Below are 16,742 nucleotides of genomic sequence, written 5' to 3'. Positions count from 1 at the left end.
GATGTTCGTGCACCGGCATCCCACCGCCCGGACCGGCTCCAGATCAAACAACCGGCCCCGCTCCGTCCACAACCATCGGTTGGGCACGCATAGGCTGGGCCCATGGATACCGAGGCGGTGCGTTCCTTCGTCCGCGCGGCCGAGCTGGGCCGGCTCCAGCACGCGGCCGACGAGCTGGGCGTCACCCAGCAAGCCGTGTCGAAGCGGATCGCGGCCCTGGAACGCCGACTGGGCGTACGCCTGTTCACGCGGACCGCCCGGGGCGTCGAGCCCACCCTCGACGGCCAGGCCTTCCTCCCGCACGCCCGGAGCATCGTCGCGGCCGCCGACCGGGCCGTCACCGCGCTCGGACCGGGCTCCCGGGCCCTGCGGATCGACGTGCTCGGACTGCGCTCCGCGCAGGCCGTCGTCCTGCACGACTACTGGCGCTCGCACCCCGGGACCGACCTCGACGTGGTGACGCTCAGGGTCGACGACCCGCGCGAGGCCGTCGCCGCCGTCCGGGCGGGGGACATCGACGCCTCCTTCCGCTCGGTCACCGACCCGGCGGCGCTGCCGCACGACGTGCGGATGGTCCACGCGTGCGACTCCCCGCTGGAACTCCTCGTCGGCCCGAGGCACCCGCTCGCCTCCGCGCGCACCCTGACGCCCTCCCGGCTGCGCGGACACCGGATCTGGGTGCCCGGCATCGCGCCGCGCAGCGAGTGGGCGGACTTCTACGACCAGCTGGCCACCGCCTTCGACCTCCGCGTGGACGCGGCGGGCCCGAACTTCGGCAACGAGGTGCTCCTCGACGTCCTCGCCGACTCCCCGGACGTCGCCACGCTCGTCGGCTCGCGCGACCGGTACCTCTGGCCGACCGGCCACGACCTGCGCCGCATCCCGATCCTCGGCCCGACGCTCGCGTACCCGCTCTCACTCATCCGCCCCCGGGCCGACCCCCATCCGGGGCTGCGGGCGGTCCTTGGCCACTTCGCGGGCCTGACCCCGCCGCCCGAACCGGTCTGGCGCCCCACCTGGGCCATGACACCGCGCCCGCCCGAGGGGCGCCGGGCCGCACCCGGCGGACGGTAGACCCCGCCGAAGGATCTCCACGGGCCGTTCCCCGCCCCTCGGCCTCGCGCCGCCCCGCGGGCAGGATGGGAGCGACCGGCACGGACGGCCGGGACGGCTCACCGAGGAGGCACCGCCATGGCGGCATCCAGGCGCACGGCACCCGGGCCCGGCCGCCGCCGTCCGCGCCGGCGAGGTCGCCGAGGGGGCGGTCGCCGAGACCGTCCGTCGAGCGCGGCACCGTGGCGCTCACGGCGGGCGAGCCCGTCGCGGTCTCCCTGCTGCACCGGCCGGACAAGGCGCTCGCGACCCCGCTGCCCGCCGTCATGTTCTCCTTCGTCCACCTCGGGCCGCGGCGCGCCGCCGACGAACTGATGTCCGAGACCGTCGAGGCGGCGCGGCAGGCCGACACCGCCGTCGTGGTCGTCGCGACCACCGAGCGCGTCGAGTCCGAGGGCTTCGACCGCCGGGACCTGCGGCTGCCGGGCCGCCAGGACGACCTGGTCCGCGCGGTCGCCGCCGCCAACCCGAACACGGTCGTCGTCGTCAACTCCGGCTCCCCGGTGGAGCTTTTCTGGCGCGAGGAGGTCGCCGCGGTGCTGCTGAGCTGGTTCCCCGGCCAGGAGGGCGGCGCCGCGCTCGCCGACGTCCTGCTCGGCGCCGAGGAGCCGACGGGCCGGCTCCCCACCACCTGGGGCGACCTCGCCGCCGCCCCCGTCACCCGGGTCGCCCCGACCGACGGCGAACTCGCCTACGACGAGGGCGTCTTCATCGGCTACCGAGCCTGGGACAGGGCCGGCGCCACCCCGTCGTACCCCTTCGGCCACGGCCTCGGCTACACCGACTGGACGTACGAGTCGCTCACCGTGAACGCCACGACGGCCACCGCCCGCGTCCGCAACCACGGGCGCCGCGCGGGCCGCGAGGTCGTCGAGGCGCGCGTGGAACTCCCGCGCCGCGCCTTCGAGATCTGGGACGAGAAGCGCAACGCCTGGGCCCACCAAGGCGGTTCCTGCCAGGTGGAGGCGGGCCGCTCCCTCGCGGACCGGCGCCTGTGCGCACCCCTGGCGGCGTGAGGGGCGGCGCCCGACATCACCCCGCGGCGAATCCGTACACCGTCACCGGGCCACGGGCTTCCTGGAGGTCACCTGACGGTGGGCCAGCTCGGCGAGGCGCGCCTGGCCGTTCTTGCTGGGGTGGAACCAGTCCCAGTGGCTCAACTGGTCGCCGTCGAAGCGGTAGTCGAAGACGGCCCCGCCGTCGTACCGGCACCGGCGGTCCTCGTCGCACACCTCTTCGAGCACCTCGTTGTACGCCACCACCCGGTCCTGCACCCGCGCCCGCCGCTCGGACGCCGCGGGGCCCAGGTCGTCCGGGTCGGCCAGCATCGCGGAGCAGATCCCGAGCTTCCACACCTGCTTGCCCAGGGCGTTGGTGCGCCCCTGCGACCAGAGCCGCTTGAGGTCCGGCACGGACGCCACGTACACCTGCGCCTTCGGCAGCGAGCGGCGCAGGGTGCGCATCGCCTCCTCGAAGTCGGCGCGGAACTCGCCGACCGGCGTCATGGCGCCGACCGAGGGGCGGCAGGCGTCATTGGCGCCCACCATCACCGTCACCAGCTCGGGCCGCTCGATGACGGCCTGCTGGACCTGGCCGGTCAGATCCGCCATGCGGGCGCCGGTCTTGGCGTGGTTCCAACTGTGCGAGGCGGCCCGTTCCTTTCCCAGCAGCCGTGTGGCGAGGCTCTTGACCTCGACGTCCGTGCCGGTCGCCCAGGACGCCTCGGGGCAGTCGGAGAGCACCGAGCAGGCGTCGAAGCCTCGCGTGATGGAGTCGCCGACCGCGGCGAGCGAACGGGGCGTGGTGTCCCAGGCGGGCGTGGGCCTGGGGGAGGGCTTGCGGTGCGCGGACGGGCCGGGCGCCGGGGAGTTCCCGCCCTGGGCGTCGCACGCGCCGAGCGATGTGCCGAGCAGGGCCGCCGCCGCGAGGGCGACGACGGTACGCGAACGGTGCCTGCGGTTCCGCATCCCCTGGTCCCCTCTGTCGTTCAACGTGACGCCGTGCGCGTGCCCGGGGTTGCGCCCCGCCGGGTGAAAGGTCGGACTTTTCTGGCCCCGGGACCGACGGTACGTCACACTCCTTGCCCCGCCGCACGGTAGCCTCGCCCCGTAGCCGCCCGGCCACCGCTGTCACGGCGGCGACAGGCGGGAGATCCACCCGGTGACGCCCCGCTGCCGTGGTTCCGCTAAATTACATCACGTCACATCTGTCCCCTTTTCCCAGGTTTCTCTAGCATTTGGGGAAAATTGCTCGGCACGGGCGCGAGGCCGCCGGGGGAAGGCGAACCTCGACCCACACTGGAGGTCCCGGTGACGACACGTGGAGTTCTGTACGTGCACTCCGCCCCGCGCGCGCTGTGCCCACACGTCGAGTGGGCCGTCGCGGGCGTGCTCGGCGCGCGTGTGAGCCTCGACTGGATCAGGCAGCCCGCCGCGCCGGGCACCTGGAGATCCGAATTCTCCTGGCAGGGCTCGGCGGGCACCGCCTCCAAGCTCGCCTCCGCGCTGCGCGGCTGGTCCCTGCTGCGCTTCGAGGTCACGGCCGAACCGAGCCAGAACGCCGAGGGCGAGCGGTACAGCGCCACACCCGCCCTCGGCATCTTCCACGCCGTCACCGGCCTGCACGGCGACATCCTCATCCCCGAGGACCGGCTGCGCGCCGCCCTCGCCCGCTCGCAGCGCGGCGAGAGCGACCTGGAGGCCGAGCTGGCCAAGCTCCTCGGCAAGCCCTGGGACGACGAGCTGGAACCCTTCCGGTACGCCGGCGAGGGCGCGCCGGTGCGGTGGCTGCACCAGGTCGTCTGACATCTGGGCCGGGTAACCCGAAGGGGCCCCCACCATGCGGTGGAGGCCCCTTCGGGTGACATCGGATCCGGGTCAGACGGTCCTGAACGCCAGGACGACGTTGTGGCCGCCGAAGCCGAACGAGTCGTTCAGCGCCGCGATGCGGCCCTCGGGCAGCGGGCGGGCCTCGTCGCGGATGACGTCCGCGTCGACCTCGGGGTCGAGGTTCTCGATGTTGATCGTCGGCGGGGCGATGCGGTGCTTGAGCGCGAGGACCGTGGCCACGGTCTCCACGCCGCCCGCGCCACCGAGCAGGTGACCCGTCATCGACTTGGTGCTGGCGATCGCCATGTGGTCGACGTCGTCGCCGAAGGCCTTGCGCAGCGCCTTGATCTCGGCGACGTCGCCCTGCGGCGTCGAGGTGGCGTGCGCGTTCACGTGCACGATCTCGGCCGGCTTGAGGTCCGTCGTGTCGAGCAGGTTCTGCAGCGCCGCGGCGATGCCGTTGCCGGACGGCTCGGGCTGCGTGATGTGGTGCGCGTCGGCCGAGATGCCCTGGCCGACGGCCTCCGCGTAGATCTTGGCGCCGCGGGCCCTCGCGTGCTCCTCGGACTCCAGGACGATCACACCGGCGCCCTCGCCGAGCACGAAGCCGTTGCGGTTCGCGTCGTAGGGGCGCGAGGCGCCCTGCGGGTCGTCGTTGTTCTTGGACATCGCCATCATGTTGCCGAAGGCCACGATGGGCAGCGGGTGGATCGCCGCCTCCGTGCCGCCCGCGACGACGACGTCGGCCCGGCCGGTACGGATCATCTCGACCGCGTAGCCGATGGCCTCCGCGCCCGAGGCGCAGGCCGACACCGGGGTGTGGACGCCCGCCTGGGCGCCCAGCTCGATGCCGACGTTGGCCGCCGGGGAGTTGGGCATCAGCATCGGCACGGTGTGCGGGGAGACGCGGCGTACGCCCTTCTCCCTGAGCACGTCGTACTGGTCCAGGAGGGTGGTCACGCCGCCGATGCCGGAGGCGATCACCGCGCCGAGGCGGTCCGGGTCCACGGAGGAGTCCTCGCCCGCCTTGGCGGTGTAGCCGGCGTCCGCCCACGCCTCCTTGGCCGCGATCAGCGCGAACTGCGCCGAGCGGTCCAGCTTGCGCGCCTGCGGGCGCGGGATGACCTCGCCGGGCTCCACGGCGATCTGACCGGCGATGCGGACCGGCAGCTCGGCCGCCCAGTCCTGTTCCAGCAGACTGACGCCGGAGCGGCCCGCGAGCAGGCCCTCCCACGTCGAGGCCGCGTCGCCACCCAGCGGTGTGGTTGCGCCGACACCGGTGACGACCACGGTGCGATTGGTCGAGTTCACAGGAATTTTCTCCACGGTGTTGAGGGGATCAACGGCGCCACCGCCGGGTGGCGACTGAGCTCGGGCTCGGTCAGTTCTGGTGCTCGAGGATGTACTTGGTCGCGTCGCCGACCGTCTTGAGGTTCTTGACGTCGTCGTCCGGGATCTTGACGTCGAAACGCTCTTCGGCGGCGACGACGACCTCGACCATGGACAGCGAGTCGACGTCCAGGTCGTCGGTGAAGGACTTGTCCAGCTGGACGTCCTCGACCGGGATGCCGGCGATCTCGTTCACGATCTCCGCGAGACCGGCGACGATCTCTTCCTGAGTGGCGGCCATGTTGGCGCTCCTTCGTATGTATCCAGAGGGTGTGGCGCCCGCCGCGGCAGCGGCAGGTTGGTGGGACCGTCCGGACCTCGCGATCCGGACGTGATGCCTAGGGGAGGGTAACGACCGTGGCGGCGTACACGAGACCCGCCCCGAAGCCGATGACGAGCGCGGTGTCGCCGCTCTTGGCCTCGCCGGTCGCCAGGAGCCGCTCCATGGCGAGCGGGATCGAGGCGGCCGAGGTGTTACCCGTGGTGCGCACGTCACGGGCGACCGTGACGTGTTCGGGCAGCTTCAGAGTCTTCACCATCGAGTCGATGATCCGCTCGTTGGCCTGGTGCGGAATGAAGACGTCCAGGTCGTCCGCGCTGATCCCGGCCGCGTCCAGCGCCTGCTGGGCGACCTTCGCCATCTCGAACACGGCCCAGCGGAACACCGCCTGGCCCTCCTGCGTGATGGCCGGGAACTTGTCGGGCGCGCCGTTGCGGTACGCCTCCCAGGACTCGGTCTGCTTGATGGTCTCGGACTTGTCGCCCTCCGAGCCCCAGACCGTCGGACCGATCCGCGGCTCCTTGGAGGGGCCGACGATCACGGCGCCGGCGCCGTCACCGAACAGGAACGCCGTGGCGCGGTCGGTCAGGTCGGTCAGGTCGCTCAGCCGCTCCACGCCGATGACCAGGACGTACTCGGCCGAACCATCGGTGACCATACCCCTGGCCAGCGTCAGGCCGTAGCCGAAGCCGGCGCAGCCCGCGGAGATGTCGAACGCGGCGGGCCTGCCCGCGCCGATCTTGTCCGCGATCTCGGTCGCGATGGCCGGGGTCTGCTTGAAGTGCGAGACGGTCGAGACGATCACGCCGCCGATCTGCTCGGGAGTGATCCCCGCGTCGGCGATCGCCTTGCCGGCCGCCTCGATCGACATGGCGGCCACGGTCTCCTCCTCGGAGGCCCAGTGGCGGGTGGCGATGCCCGAACGGGAACGGATCCACTCGTCGGACGAGTCGATCGTCTCCAGGATCACCTCGTTCGGCACGACACGGGTGGGCCGGTAGCCGCCGACACCCATGATCCGCGCGTACGGTGCGCCCTGGCTGGGCTTGATCTTCGACATGCGCAACGGCTCCTTGTCTGTCGTCGGCTCAGGAATGCTCGGCGACGAGCGCGCGGGCCGCTTCGAGGTCGTCGGGGGTCTTCACCGCGAGCGTCTGCACGCCCTTCAGCGCACGCTTGGCCAGGCCGGTCAGGGTGCCGCCGGGGCACACCTCGATCAGCGCGGTGACGCCCAGCTCGCGGAAGGTCTCCATGCACAGGTCCCAGCGGACCGGGTTGGCCACCTGGCCGACCAGGCGCTCGATCACCTCGGCGCCGGTGGTGACCGCCCGGCCGTCGCGGTTCGAGACGTAGGTGGTCCTCGGGTCGGCGGGGGCGAGACCCTGGACGGCCTCCTCCAGGCGGGACACCGCCGGGGCCATGTGGTGCGTGTGGAAGGCGCCCGCGACCTTGAGGACGACGACCTTGCGCACCCCCTCGGGCTTGTCGGCCTCCAGGGCGGCGAGCTGCTCCTTGGTGCCGGCGGCCACGATCTGGCCCGCGCCGTTCATGTTCGCCGGGGTCAGGCCCAGCTTCTCCAGGTGCGGGACGGTGACCTCGGGGTCGCCGCCGAGCAGCGCCGCCATGCCGGTCTCCGTGACGGCCGCGGCCTCGGCCATGGCGAGCCCGCGCTTGCGCACCAGACGCAGGGCGTCGTCGTCGCCGAGCACACCCGCGTACGCGGCGGCCGTGATCTCACCGACGCTGTGTCCGGCGACCGCGCCCGGCGCGATGTCACCGAGTGCCTCGGCGGACAACAGTCCGGCGGCCACCAGCAGCGGCTGGGCCACGGCGGTGTCGCGGATCGCGTCCGCGTCGGCCCGCGTGCCGTAGTGGGCGAGGTCGAGCCCGATGGCGTCCGACCAGGCGGCGAGGCGGTCCGCGGCGCCGGGGAGGTCGAGCCAGGGGGTCAGGAAGCCGGGCGTCTGAGCGCCTTGGCCGGGAGCGACGAGTACGAGCACTCTCACACTCTCTCTTGTCGACGGCCTGAGCCGCCCGTGGGGACAGGGACGAAGAACGGGTGGGGGAATTGTAGGGGCCCCACAAAACCCTACGACTGAGGATCCCCGTCGGCCAGACGCCCCAGGATGAGCGCGATGCGCAGCGTGAACGCGGAGCGCACATCGGAGGGCGACCATCCGGTGACGTCAGTCACACGTCGGAGCCGGTAGCGCACGGTGTTGGGGTGAACGAACAGCATCCGCGCGGCGCCTTCCAGGCTGCTCGCCTGCTCCAGATAGACGCTGAGTGTTTCCAGGAGCGCGGAGCCCGCCTCCTCCAGCGGTCTGTAGATCTCCTCCACCAGCTGTTCGCGGGCCGAGGGATCCCCGGCCATCGCGCGCTCCGGCAGCAGATCGTCCGCGAGGACGGGCCGCGGGGCGTCCTGCCAGGCGATGCTCGCCTTGAGCCCGGCGGCCGCCGCCTGCGCGGAGCGCGTCGCCGCGAGCAGGTCCGGCACGATCGGCCCGGCCACCACGGGACCCGCGGCGTACGGCCCGATCAGCGCCTTCGCGACCGCCAGCGGATTGTCGCTGCCGCCCGCGATCACGACCAGGCGAGCCCCGAGGACGCCCGTCAGGACCTGCAGCTTCGCATGTCGGGCGGCGCGCCGGATGGCCTCCACGGTCAGCTCGCTGTCGCCGTCCGGGGCGGTGCCGAGGAGTACGCACACGTGTTCGGGGGAGTTCCAGCCGAGCGCGGCGGCGCGGGAGACGGCACCCTCGTCGGCCTCCCCGGAGAGCACCGCGTTCACGACGAGCGATTCGAGCCGGGCGTCCCAGGCACCGCGTGCCTCCGCGGCCTGCGCGTACACCTGGGCGGTGGCGAAGGCGATCTCGCGGGCGTAGACGAGCAGCGCCTCACGGAGCACGGACTCGTCGCCCGGGGCCGCCACCTCGTCGATCGCGGACTCCATCACCTCGATCGTCGTACGCACCATCTCCACGGTCTGGCGCAGGGTGATCGCCCTGGTCAGCTCGCGGGGGGCGGTCCCGAAGACGTCGGTGGAGATGGCCTGCGGGGCGTCCGGCTGCCGGAACCACTCGGTGAAGGCGGCGATACCGGCCTGCGCGACCAGGCCGATCCAGGAGCGGTTCTCCGGCGGCATGGCCCGGTACCAGGACAGCGTCTCGTCCATGCGCGCGATCGCCTGCGCCGCGAGGCTCCCCGACGACTTCTCCAGGCGCTTGAGGGTCGCGGTGTGCGCGTGCGGGGTGCGGCGGTCCCGGCCGGGACCGGCTCCCGGATCCGAGGGGGACCCGGGGGCGGACCCCGGCGGGGACTCCTGGCGGTCTTCGTTCGCTGAGGGTTCGGGCACGGGGACAAGACTGCCTTATCGGGGCGGGGACATGCGGTGCCGGGGCTAACGTGGGGTCCGTGATAGACCTGCGGCGCTCAGGCGACCGGTACCGCGGCGGGGAGGCGGAGGCCGGTATCGAGTCCTTCCACGCCTTCTCCTTCGGGCCCCACTACGACCCCGACAACCTCCGTTTCGGCGCGATCCTGGCCTGCAACGAAGAACGCCTCGCACCCGGCGCGGGCTTCGACGAACACCCCCACAGCCACACGGAGATCGTGACCTGGGTCGTGGCGGGCGAGCTGACCCACCGCGACTCGACGGGCCGGGAGTCACTCGTGCGCCCCGGCGACCTCCAGCACCTCTCGGCGGCGGGCGGTGTGCGGCACGTGGAGCGCAACGACGGCGACACCCCCCTCGTCTTCGTCCAGATGTGGCTGGCCCCGCTCTCCCCGGGCGGCGACCCGTCCTACGCGGTCGTCCACGGGATCGCCGACTCCACCCCGTACGAGATCCCCGGCGCCGGCGCCCTGCTCCACATCCGCCGCCTCGCCCCGGACGAACGCACCGCCCTGCCGGACGCCCCCTTCACCTACGTCCACGTCGTCCGCGGCGACATACGGCTCGGCGAGCACCACTTGGGGCCGGGGGACTCGGCGCGGGCCACGGACGAGCGGGCCCTGGAGGCGGTGGCCGGGGCGAGCGCCCCGGCGGAGCTGCTGGTGTGGGAGATGGCGGGGGCCGAGCGGGGCTGACGGGGCCGGGGGCACGCCTGTCTTCGCCGGGCGGGGTCCTGGCCGTGCGGGGCGCTTGCTGTGCGGTGCTTGCCGTGCGGGCGTACGTGGTGCTTGCCGTGCGGCCGTCCTCAGAGTTCCGCGAGCACCGCGTCGGTGAACGCGGGCCAGACCTCCACGGCCCAAGGGCCGAAGGGCCGATCGGTCAGCGCGACACAGGCCGCCCCCGCGTCCGGGTCGATCCACAGGAACGTCCCCGCCTGCCCGAAGTGCCCGAAGGTCCGAGGCGACGACGTACTGCCCGTCCAGTGCGGCGCCTTGCCGTCCCGGATCTCGAACCCGAGCCCCCAGTCATTGGGGTTCTGGTGCCCGTAGCCCGGCAGCACACCCTTCAGCCCCGGATACGTCACCGTCATCGCCGCCGCCACCGTCCGCGCGTCCAGCAGCCGAGGCGCCTGCACCTCCGCCGCGAACCTGACGAGGTCGTCGACGCTCGACACCCCGTCCTTGGCCGGCGAACCGCCGCCCTCCAGCGCCGTGGCGCTCATCCCGAGCGGCTCCAGCACCGCCTGCCGCAGGTACTCCGCGAACGGGATGTCCGTCGCCCTGGCGATGTGCTCCCCGAGGACCTCGAACCCCGCGTTGGAGTACAGCCGCCGCGTCCCCGGCGCCGACGTCACCCGGTGCTCGTCGAAGGCGAGGCCACTGGTGTGCGCGAGCAGATGCCGCACCGTGGACCCCTCGGGCCCGGCGGGCTCGTCCAGCTCGACCGCGCCCTCCTCGTACGCGACCAACGCCGCGTACGCCGCGAGCGGCTTGGTGACCGAGGCGAGTGCGAAGCGCCGGTCCGTCGGCCCGTGCGCCCCGGCGATCGTCCCGTCCGCGCGGACCACAGCGGCGGCAGCGGTGGGGACCGGCCAGTTCTCGATCATCGCCAAGCTCTGCATGCCGCCGAGCCTAATTCCTCCCGGGGACTCCAGGGACACCGGGGACACCGGGGACTTGGGGGGCGCCGGGCACCAGTGAAGGCCGGGCTCCTGGGCCCGCTCGTCAGGTGAGACGTTCCCGGGAATTCCTCCTGACCCACTTGCTTGGAGCGCACTCCAAGGTCATAGCGTGAGGGACATGACGGTGATGGAGACCACGCCTGCACCAGCCCGCCCGGCCCGCGGTGCCGACCCCTGCGCCCCCGCGCCCGCCGGGCCGCGCCGCCCGGACGGGCAGGACCACTACACGATCAGCGAAGTCGCCGCCTTCACCGGCCTCACCGCCTACACCCTGCGCTGGTACGAGCGGATCGGCCTGATGCCCCACATCGACCGCTCCCACACGGGCCAGCGCCGCTACCGCAACCGCGACCTGGACTGGCTCGCCTTCGTCGGCAAACTCCGCCTGACCGGCATGCCCGTCGCCGACATGGTCCGCTACGCGGAACTGGTGCGGGAGGGCGAGCACACCTTCTCCGAGCGCCAGGACCTCCTGGAGCGGACCCGGCACGACGTCCGCGCCCGTATCGCGGAGCTGCGGGACACGCTCGCGGTCCTCGACCACAAGATCAATACGTACGCTGGCGCCCGCACGGCGCCGGAGAGGCTCTGAACTGCGATGACGCCTGACAAGACGCCTGACAAGACGACGCCCGGCAAGACGACGACGCCCGACACCACTGCTCACGGCATGGCCACGACCCGCCTCGGCGCCGACGGCCCCGAGATCGGTGTCCAGGGCCTCGGCTGCATGGGCATGAGCTTCGCCTACGGCCCCACCGACACCGACGAGGCCCGGGCGACCCTGGAGCGCGCCCTCGAACTGGGCGTCACCCTCTACGACACCGCCGACGTCTACGGCATGGGCGAGAACGAGAAGTTCCTCGCCCCCTTCCTCAAGGCGCACCGCGACGAGATCGTCATCGCCACCAAGTTCGCCCTGGCCATCGACCCGAACGAGCCGGCGAAGCGGCGCATCGACAACTCCCCCTCCTACATCCGCTCCAGCGTCGATGCCAGCCTCGGCCGCCTCGGCACGGACGTCATCGACCTCTACTACATGCACCGCCGGGACCCGAGTGTCCCCATCGAGGAGACGGTCGGCGCGATGGCCGAACTCGTCGCCGCGGGCAAGGTCAGGCACCTCGGCCTGAGCGAGGTCACCGGCGACGAGCTGCGTGCCGCCCACGCCGTCCACCCCATCGCCGCCGTCCAGTCCGAATGGTCGCTCTTCAGCCGCGACATCGAGCGGGGCGTGGTCCCCGCGGCCGCCGGGCTCGGCGTGGCCCTCGTGCCCTACTCGCCGCTCGGCCGCGGCTTCCTCACCGGCGCGTTCGTCCACGCCGACAAGGAACTCGGCGAGGACGACTTCCGCCGCCAGCAGCCCCGCTTCACCGGCGCCAACGCCGCCGCCAACGCGGCCCTGCTGGCCCCCGTCCGCACGGTCGCCGACGCCCACGGCGCGAGCCTCGGCCAGATCGCCCTGGCCTGGGTGCAGCAGCGGTCCGCGGTCCACGGCCTGTCCGTCGTCCCGATCCCCGGCACCCGCAAGCGCACCCGCGTCGAGGAGAACACCGCGGCCACCCGCATCACCCTCAGCGACGACGAGCTCGCCCTGCTCGACCCCATCGCCGCGGAGGTCGCGGGCGACCGGTACGCCGACATGACCTTCACCTCGGCGGGCCGGGAGTAACCGGGCCGCACCGCCCCCGCATCGCGCCGCCGCGCCGGCCGCTCACAGCTCCGCCAGCAGCTCGGCCTTCTTCGTCGTGAACTCGTCATCCGTGAGGAGACCCGCCTGGTGCAGTTCGCCGAGGTGCCGGATGCGGTCCGCGATGTCGGCCGGGTCGCGGCGGACGACCGCGGCGACGGCCACGCTCGCGCCGACCCCGTCGCCCGGCGCGAGCGGCCCCGAGGCCCGTACGGCGGCCAGGACCGACGCGGCGAACGGCAGCGACTCGTGGACCGGGCCGTAGCCGAGACCGAAGACGACGGCCGCCGGGTCCTGGTCGGCCTGCGCGGGCTGCGTGACAGGGCTCTCCCGGCGCAGCAGCCGCAGATGGCCTTCGAAGACCTCCGGTGAACGCCATTCGATGCCGCACAGGTCCGTCACGGGGAAGCTCTGGTCCCCGGCCTTCCACTTCGCCGAGGAGGCGCCCGTCCAGAACCACCGGAAGGACACCTGCTTGCCGTCGAAGGACGCCTTGCCGTCGTACGCCTTGAACTGCAGTGGAGCCTCGGGCGCGGCCACCAGGTAGCGATCGCAGGGCCCGCGGTCGTGCGCCGGGAGCAGCGCCCGCAGCTCGTCCGCGTAGTACTCGGCGAGCGTCTCCCGCTCGGCCGGCAGCACCAGACGATACGGGTCGCAGCCGTCCTTGAGCTGCCCCGCCGCCGCCTCCATCAGAGGATCGGCGCCCGGTCTCGGCACGGCATGCAGGACGACGGTCCCGCGTTTGCCCGGGGAGAGCGTCACCGCCGCGATCGCCTCAAGCGGGATACGCCGCTCACCGAGCGCTTGGTAGAGCTTCGGTGTGCGGATCCCCCGTTCGAAGCGGATGAGCACGGAGTCGGACTCGAACTCCCAGGCGGCGTGAAATCCGGCCAGAACATCACCCATGCGGCTCATCGTAGGCGGCACGCGTGCCTCCGTCCCTCCTGCGGCGGGCCGCTGTTTCGACGATTTCTACGCGCGTCGGGCCGCTGCCCCGCCAAAAAGGCCTTTCCGGCAGGCGCCGTCCCCGCTCGCGCACCGCACGTCGCGGTAGGTCCCGGTGCCGATCTCGGCGAAGTTGCGCAGGCTCTGCGTGCCGGGCTCGAAGTAACCGGTGTGCCCGGCCGCGCCCGCCGCGGACAGCACTCGCGCGCCGAAGCCGCCGGACACCGGGTCCGCGCCGTGGCCGAGCCCGCCGACCTCCAGGTGCGGCACGTCCTGGATCCAGTCGTCACTGTCCCTCGCGGCCCAGACATGGGCCTCGGTCCCCAGCTGCGAGGCCTTCTCGGCGCGCATGCCGGGGCTGCCCGCGACCGTGATGTCGGTGACCCGGTCGGGCAGGGTCCGCGCGGCCACCCCGCACACCACCGAGCCGTAGCTGTGGCAGTAGAGCGCCACGGGGGAGCGTCCGGGCAGCGCCCGCACCAGGGAGTCGAGGCGTACGGCCCCGCTCTCGGCGCGCATGGCCGTGGCCGCGTCCACGCCGATGCCCACGGGCGCGGTGTAGTCGGCCCAGGCGATCACGGCGGTACGCGCGCGCGGGTCCACGGCGCGCTCCTCGCGGTAGAGCGCCTTCGCCATGCCCACCGGAGCCGAGTACTTGCGGAACGTCCGCTCGAACGTCAGCACGGTGGTGTCGACGCCGGGCACCACGACGGAGACCCGGCGCGCCGTGTCGAGATCCCCGAAGACCTCGGCCATGCGCCCGGTACCCATGGGGTCGAAGGCGAGGACGTGCCGGCTGGGACGCATCATGACCCCGAACCGCTTCATCCTGCGCTCGGCCTCCTGCTGCCCCAAGGGCGAGAGGCGCTTGTCGCGCATGCGCTGCCGCTCCACCTTGCGGGCCTGGGCCAGGGCGACGCGGTTCGCGCGGTAGCGCAGGTCGACGGGCGCGCCGTTCATGTTGCCGACGGCGAGGGGGTAGCGGCGGGCGAGCCGGTCGCGCTGCCGCTCGTCGAGCGAGGCGAAGAAGTGGCCGAGCCGGGCGGCGGGACCTTCGGGGTCGGGCAGCGCGTGTCCGCCTATGCTGCCCCGCTCCCATGCGGAGCGCGCGGCCTCCAGGGGCGAGGATTCGCCCTTGTGGTCGCGTACGGCGGTCCAGCCGGTGGTCGCCAGCATGACGAACACGACGGCCAGCGCGAGCAGAGTGCGCCAGGCGTTGAGTTGAGGGGATGAGTCGAAGGAAGTCACTGCGGAACAGCCTAGGAGAACCCCGATGCATACCGTGCATCGCGTGAGACAGATCACGGTTTCGAGTGGGTAATCGGGGTAAAAGCGGGCGCGTTTGAGTGGTGTCGTCACGCTCCGTGTGCGGCGTGCGGGCGTGATGCGGGGGCCGGAGGTGTGGCGCAGGGGGGAACCCTTAAGGGGTGTTCTGGGGGGCTTTCGCCTATCCGGGTGACGCACATTCGTACCCCTTCCGATGGCGCGGTCGGGCGGTCCACAGTTCTGACGTGAGGTCCGCACGGCGCGGACAACTGATCCACACCACACGGGGGTTGAACACATGCGTACGACCATGCCCAGGACCATGCCCACGAGCGTCGCAGCCGTCACGGCGGCCGCACTCACCGCACTCGCCGGGCTCAGCGCGCTGATCCTCTCTCCCGCACACCTCGCGGCCGCCGCTCCGCCGACGCTCGGCAGGTGTGACCCCGGCGCGGTGTGTTTCTGGGAGAAAGCGGGATTCAAGGGTGCGCGGCACGCCTACGAATTGACCGACATCGACATCGAGAGCTGCGTCGCGCTGCCGGAGGGGGGCAGCGCGCAGGCCGTCTCCAATCGCACCGGCCGCCCCGTCACCGCGTACCAGTCCGCGAAATGCGCGGAGACCGGTGAATTCAACACCTACCCGGGCAGCGGCACCTGGGCGCCCGAATCCCCCTACCGCGTACGGGCCTTCAAGGTCTGGGAGAGCTGAGGAGGGGTACTCGCGGTGACGGGCCCGAACCGGCCGCGTCAAGGGCGATGACGGCGGGTCTCGGGCTTCGGGCACAGCACGCGCGAGAACCCTCGCTCACGCGGCCGCACGTGGTCGCGGAGCGGGCCGGACCGCGCGCCACCCGAAAGGGCCAAAGCCATCCACACGATCGCCGGGCCCCTCGGGCCGAGGCCCCCCCTCGGCCCGCCGGCGACCACCCCGCCCTGAGGTGCATCCGGGCCGCTGCCTCGCCTTGAGAACGCAGCCGGCTCACTGCCTCGCCCCGGGGCACAGCTGGGCGGCCGCCTCGCCCTGCGGCACAGGCGGGCCACCGTCTCGCCCTGAGGCGCATCCGGGCCAGCGCCCGCCCTGAGACGCATCCTGGCTGCTGCCTCGCCCTGGTGCCCAGCCGGGCTGGCGTCCGCCGCCCCGCCCCGGGGTCAGGCCGTCCCTCGCCCACCGAGCGCCTCGGCCTCCCCGGCGGCGGCCTCGCGGGGTGCGGCCTTCCCGGGGGCGGCCTCCCCGGCGGCGGGGTCCCCCACGGGGCCCTCCCCGCCCACCGGGCGAGGTGCCGAGCCGGCTCCCGACAGAGCCGTCACCTGCGCCCGCAGGGCCCGTACCTCGGCCGTCAACGCCTCGATGGCGGCCGTCTGGCGCCGTTCCTCCACGTCGTCCTTCTCGAAGCGGGCGATGAACCACGCCGCGATGTTCGCGGTGACCACACCGAGCAGCGCGATGCCCGACAGCATCAACCCGACCGCGAGCACCCGGCCGAGGCCCGTCGTCGGGGCGTGATCGCCGTAACCGACCGTCGTCATGGTGGTGAAGGACCACCACACCGCGTCACCCAGAGTCTTGATGTTCCCGTCCGGTGAGTCCCGCTCCACGGAGAGCACCGCGAGGGAACCGAACATCAGCAGGCCGACCACCGAGCCCACCACATACGTCGTCAACCTGATCTGCGACGCCATGCGGGCACGCCGGCCGACGAGCATCAGCGTGGAGACGAGCCGCAGCAGCCGCAGCGGCTGGATCATCGGAAGGATCACGGCACACAGGTCGAGCCAGTGCGTGCGGATGAACTGTCCGCGGTGATCGGTGAGGAGGAGACGCACGAGATAGTCGAAGGCGAACGAACCCCAGACGACCCACTCCACGACCGTGCAGGCCCGCGACACGGCCGGATCGGCGTCGGGCACGACGATCGGCACGGCGTACGCGACGGCGAACGCTACGGCGAGCCCGAGGAGCGGCCCCTGGGTGAGCTGCTCCCAGCGGTCCTTCTCCCAGCGGCTCGTCTCCCAACGCCCCGACCTCCCGCGCCCCGGGCGGTCCGATCCCCGGTGCTCCCGCTCCCGCTCCCGGCGCCGGTCCCGGGACTTCCGCTCACCGCGCACCTGCGGCGGTCGTTCCTTCATGGGCGCATCGTAGGAAACGCCGAAGG

General features: G+C 72.6%; 16 protein-coding genes and 1 pseudogene. 7 read left to right on the top strand and 10 right to left on the bottom strand.

Annotated features, from left to right (window positions below):
* The first annotated feature begins 102 nt into the window (after positions 1–102).
* Both ACZ516_RS03125 and ACZ516_RS03120 read left to right on the top strand, forming a co-directional pair.
* Positions 103–1,074 carry a LysR family transcriptional regulator gene (locus ACZ516_RS03125; RefSeq protein ID WP_469008212.1) on the top strand — a complete coding sequence of 324 codons (972 nt, stop codon included), beginning with the start codon at positions 103–105 and terminating at the stop codon, positions 1,072–1,074.
* 206 nt (positions 1,075–1,280) lie between these two features.
* Positions 1,281–2,129: pseudogene (locus ACZ516_RS03120) on the top strand (glycoside hydrolase family 3 C-terminal domain-containing protein); the annotation flags it as partial.
* A 42-nt stretch (positions 2,130–2,171) separates the two neighbouring features.
* On the opposite strand, the gene ACZ516_RS03115 reads toward ACZ516_RS03120, so the two are convergent.
* Positions 2,172–3,080 carry an SGNH/GDSL hydrolase family protein gene (locus ACZ516_RS03115; protein ID WP_469008210.1) on the bottom strand — a complete coding sequence of 303 codons (909 nt, stop codon included), beginning with the start codon at positions 3,078–3,080 and terminating at the stop codon, positions 2,172–2,174.
* A gap of 342 nt (positions 3,081–3,422) precedes the next feature.
* On the opposite strand from ACZ516_RS03115, the gene ACZ516_RS03110 reads away from it, so the two are divergent.
* Positions 3,423–3,917, top strand: a complete 495-nt coding sequence (locus tag ACZ516_RS03110; RefSeq protein WP_358581814.1) for a DUF3145 domain-containing protein — start codon at positions 3,423–3,425, stop codon at positions 3,915–3,917.
* A gap of 72 nt (positions 3,918–3,989) precedes the next feature.
* Here the strand turns inward: ACZ516_RS03110 and fabF are convergent, their stop codons facing one another.
* From fabF to ACZ516_RS03085, 5 genes are all read right to left on the bottom strand, one after another.
* Entirely contained in the window at positions 3,990–5,252 is a 1,263-nt protein-coding gene (fabF, locus tag ACZ516_RS03105) for a beta-ketoacyl-ACP synthase II (RefSeq protein ID WP_361080857.1), read from the bottom strand.
* Positions 5,253–5,322: 70 nt separating this feature from the next.
* Positions 5,323–5,571, bottom strand: coding sequence for an acyl carrier protein (locus tag ACZ516_RS03100; protein ID WP_030777934.1), 249 nt, complete (start codon positions 5,569–5,571; stop codon positions 5,323–5,325).
* A gap of 97 nt (positions 5,572–5,668) precedes the next feature.
* A complete protein-coding gene (locus ACZ516_RS03095; protein ID WP_469008208.1) occupies positions 5,669–6,670 on the bottom strand; it encodes a beta-ketoacyl-ACP synthase 3 in 1,002 nt (333 codons plus the stop codon).
* Between the two features lie 28 nt (positions 6,671–6,698).
* Positions 6,699–7,610 (bottom strand): ACP S-malonyltransferase, encoded by a 912-nt coding sequence (locus ACZ516_RS03090; RefSeq protein WP_358581808.1) that lies wholly within the window; start codon positions 7,608–7,610, stop codon positions 6,699–6,701.
* 89 nt (positions 7,611–7,699) lie between these two features.
* Positions 7,700–8,965, bottom strand: coding sequence for a PucR family transcriptional regulator (locus ACZ516_RS03085; protein ID WP_361080854.1), 1,266 nt, complete (start codon positions 8,963–8,965; stop codon positions 7,700–7,702).
* A 59-nt stretch (positions 8,966–9,024) separates the two neighbouring features.
* Between ACZ516_RS03085 and ACZ516_RS03080 the strand changes: the two genes are divergently transcribed.
* Positions 9,025–9,699 carry a pirin family protein gene (locus ACZ516_RS03080; protein ID WP_361080852.1) on the top strand — a complete coding sequence of 225 codons (675 nt, stop codon included), beginning with the start codon at positions 9,025–9,027 and terminating at the stop codon, positions 9,697–9,699.
* A 110-nt stretch (positions 9,700–9,809) separates the two neighbouring features.
* On the opposite strand, the gene ACZ516_RS03075 is transcribed toward ACZ516_RS03080, so the two are convergent.
* Positions 9,810–10,625: a serine hydrolase domain-containing protein gene (locus ACZ516_RS03075; RefSeq protein WP_361080850.1), complete on the bottom strand. Its 816-nt coding sequence runs from the start codon at positions 10,623–10,625 to the stop codon at positions 9,810–9,812.
* A 178-nt stretch (positions 10,626–10,803) separates the two neighbouring features.
* On the opposite strand from ACZ516_RS03075, the gene ACZ516_RS03070 reads away from it, so the two are divergent.
* Together ACZ516_RS03070 and ACZ516_RS03065 are read left to right on the top strand one after the other, a co-directional pair.
* Positions 10,804–11,277, top strand: coding sequence for a MerR family transcriptional regulator (locus tag ACZ516_RS03070; protein WP_358581798.1), 474 nt, complete (start codon positions 10,804–10,806; stop codon positions 11,275–11,277).
* A 78-nt stretch (positions 11,278–11,355) separates the two neighbouring features.
* The gene (locus ACZ516_RS03065; RefSeq protein WP_361081032.1) at positions 11,356–12,357 is read left to right on the top strand and encodes an aldo/keto reductase; all 1,002 of its coding nucleotides are present in this window, start codon (positions 11,356–11,358) and stop codon (positions 12,355–12,357) included.
* Between the two features lie 42 nt (positions 12,358–12,399).
* On the opposite strand, the gene ACZ516_RS03060 is transcribed toward ACZ516_RS03065, so the two are convergent.
* Positions 12,400–13,281, bottom strand: a complete 882-nt coding sequence (locus tag ACZ516_RS03060) for a DUF4429 domain-containing protein (protein ID WP_361080846.1) — start codon at positions 13,279–13,281, stop codon at positions 12,400–12,402.
* A 66-nt stretch (positions 13,282–13,347) separates the two neighbouring features.
* Entirely contained in the window at positions 13,348–14,568 is a 1,221-nt protein-coding gene (locus ACZ516_RS03055) for an alpha/beta hydrolase (RefSeq protein ID WP_469008204.1), read from the bottom strand.
* Between the two features lie 340 nt (positions 14,569–14,908).
* Here ACZ516_RS03055 and ACZ516_RS03050 point away from each other — a divergent pair, with 340 nt between their 5' ends.
* Positions 14,909–15,298, top strand: coding sequence for a peptidase inhibitor family I36 protein (locus ACZ516_RS03050; RefSeq protein WP_358581791.1), 390 nt, complete (start codon positions 14,909–14,911; stop codon positions 15,296–15,298).
* Between the two features lie 440 nt (positions 15,299–15,738).
* Here the strand turns inward: ACZ516_RS03050 and ACZ516_RS03045 are convergent, their stop codons facing one another.
* Positions 15,739–16,695, bottom strand: a complete 957-nt coding sequence (locus ACZ516_RS03045) for a potassium channel family protein (RefSeq protein WP_469008712.1) — start codon at positions 16,693–16,695, stop codon at positions 15,739–15,741.
* Positions 16,696–16,742: the final 47 nt, after the last annotated feature.

It is taken from the genome of Streptomyces sp. NPDC034037 (genome assembly GCF_055575715.1).
This window is presented reverse-complemented; position numbering and strand designations above follow the sequence as displayed.

Coding starts and splice junctions, on each gene's coding strand:
- ACZ516_RS03125 (WP_469008212.1), top strand. CDS start 103: ATGGATACCGAGGCGGTGCGTTCCTTCGTCCGCGCGGCCGAGCTGGGC.
- ACZ516_RS03115 (WP_469008210.1), bottom strand. CDS start 3,080: ATGCGGAACCGCAGGCACCGTTCGCGTACCGTCGTCGCCCTCGCGGCG.
- ACZ516_RS03100 (WP_030777934.1), bottom strand. CDS start 5,571: ATGGCCGCCACTCAGGAAGAGATCGTCGCCGGTCTCGCGGAGATCGTG.
- ACZ516_RS03095 (WP_469008208.1), bottom strand. CDS start 6,670: ATGTCGAAGATCAAGCCCAGCCAGGGCGCACCGTACGCGCGGATCATG.
- ACZ516_RS03075 (WP_361080850.1), bottom strand. CDS start 10,625: ATGCAGAGCTTGGCGATGATCGAGAACTGGCCGGTCCCCACCGCTGCC.
- ACZ516_RS03070 (WP_358581798.1), top strand. CDS start 10,804: ATGACGGTGATGGAGACCACGCCTGCACCAGCCCGCCCGGCCCGCGGT.
- ACZ516_RS03065 (WP_361081032.1), top strand. CDS start 11,356: ATGGCCACGACCCGCCTCGGCGCCGACGGCCCCGAGATCGGTGTCCAG.
- ACZ516_RS03060 (WP_361080846.1), bottom strand. CDS start 13,281: ATGGGTGATGTTCTGGCCGGATTTCACGCCGCCTGGGAGTTCGAGTCC.
- ACZ516_RS03050 (WP_358581791.1), top strand. CDS start 14,909: ATGCCCACGAGCGTCGCAGCCGTCACGGCGGCCGCACTCACCGCACTC.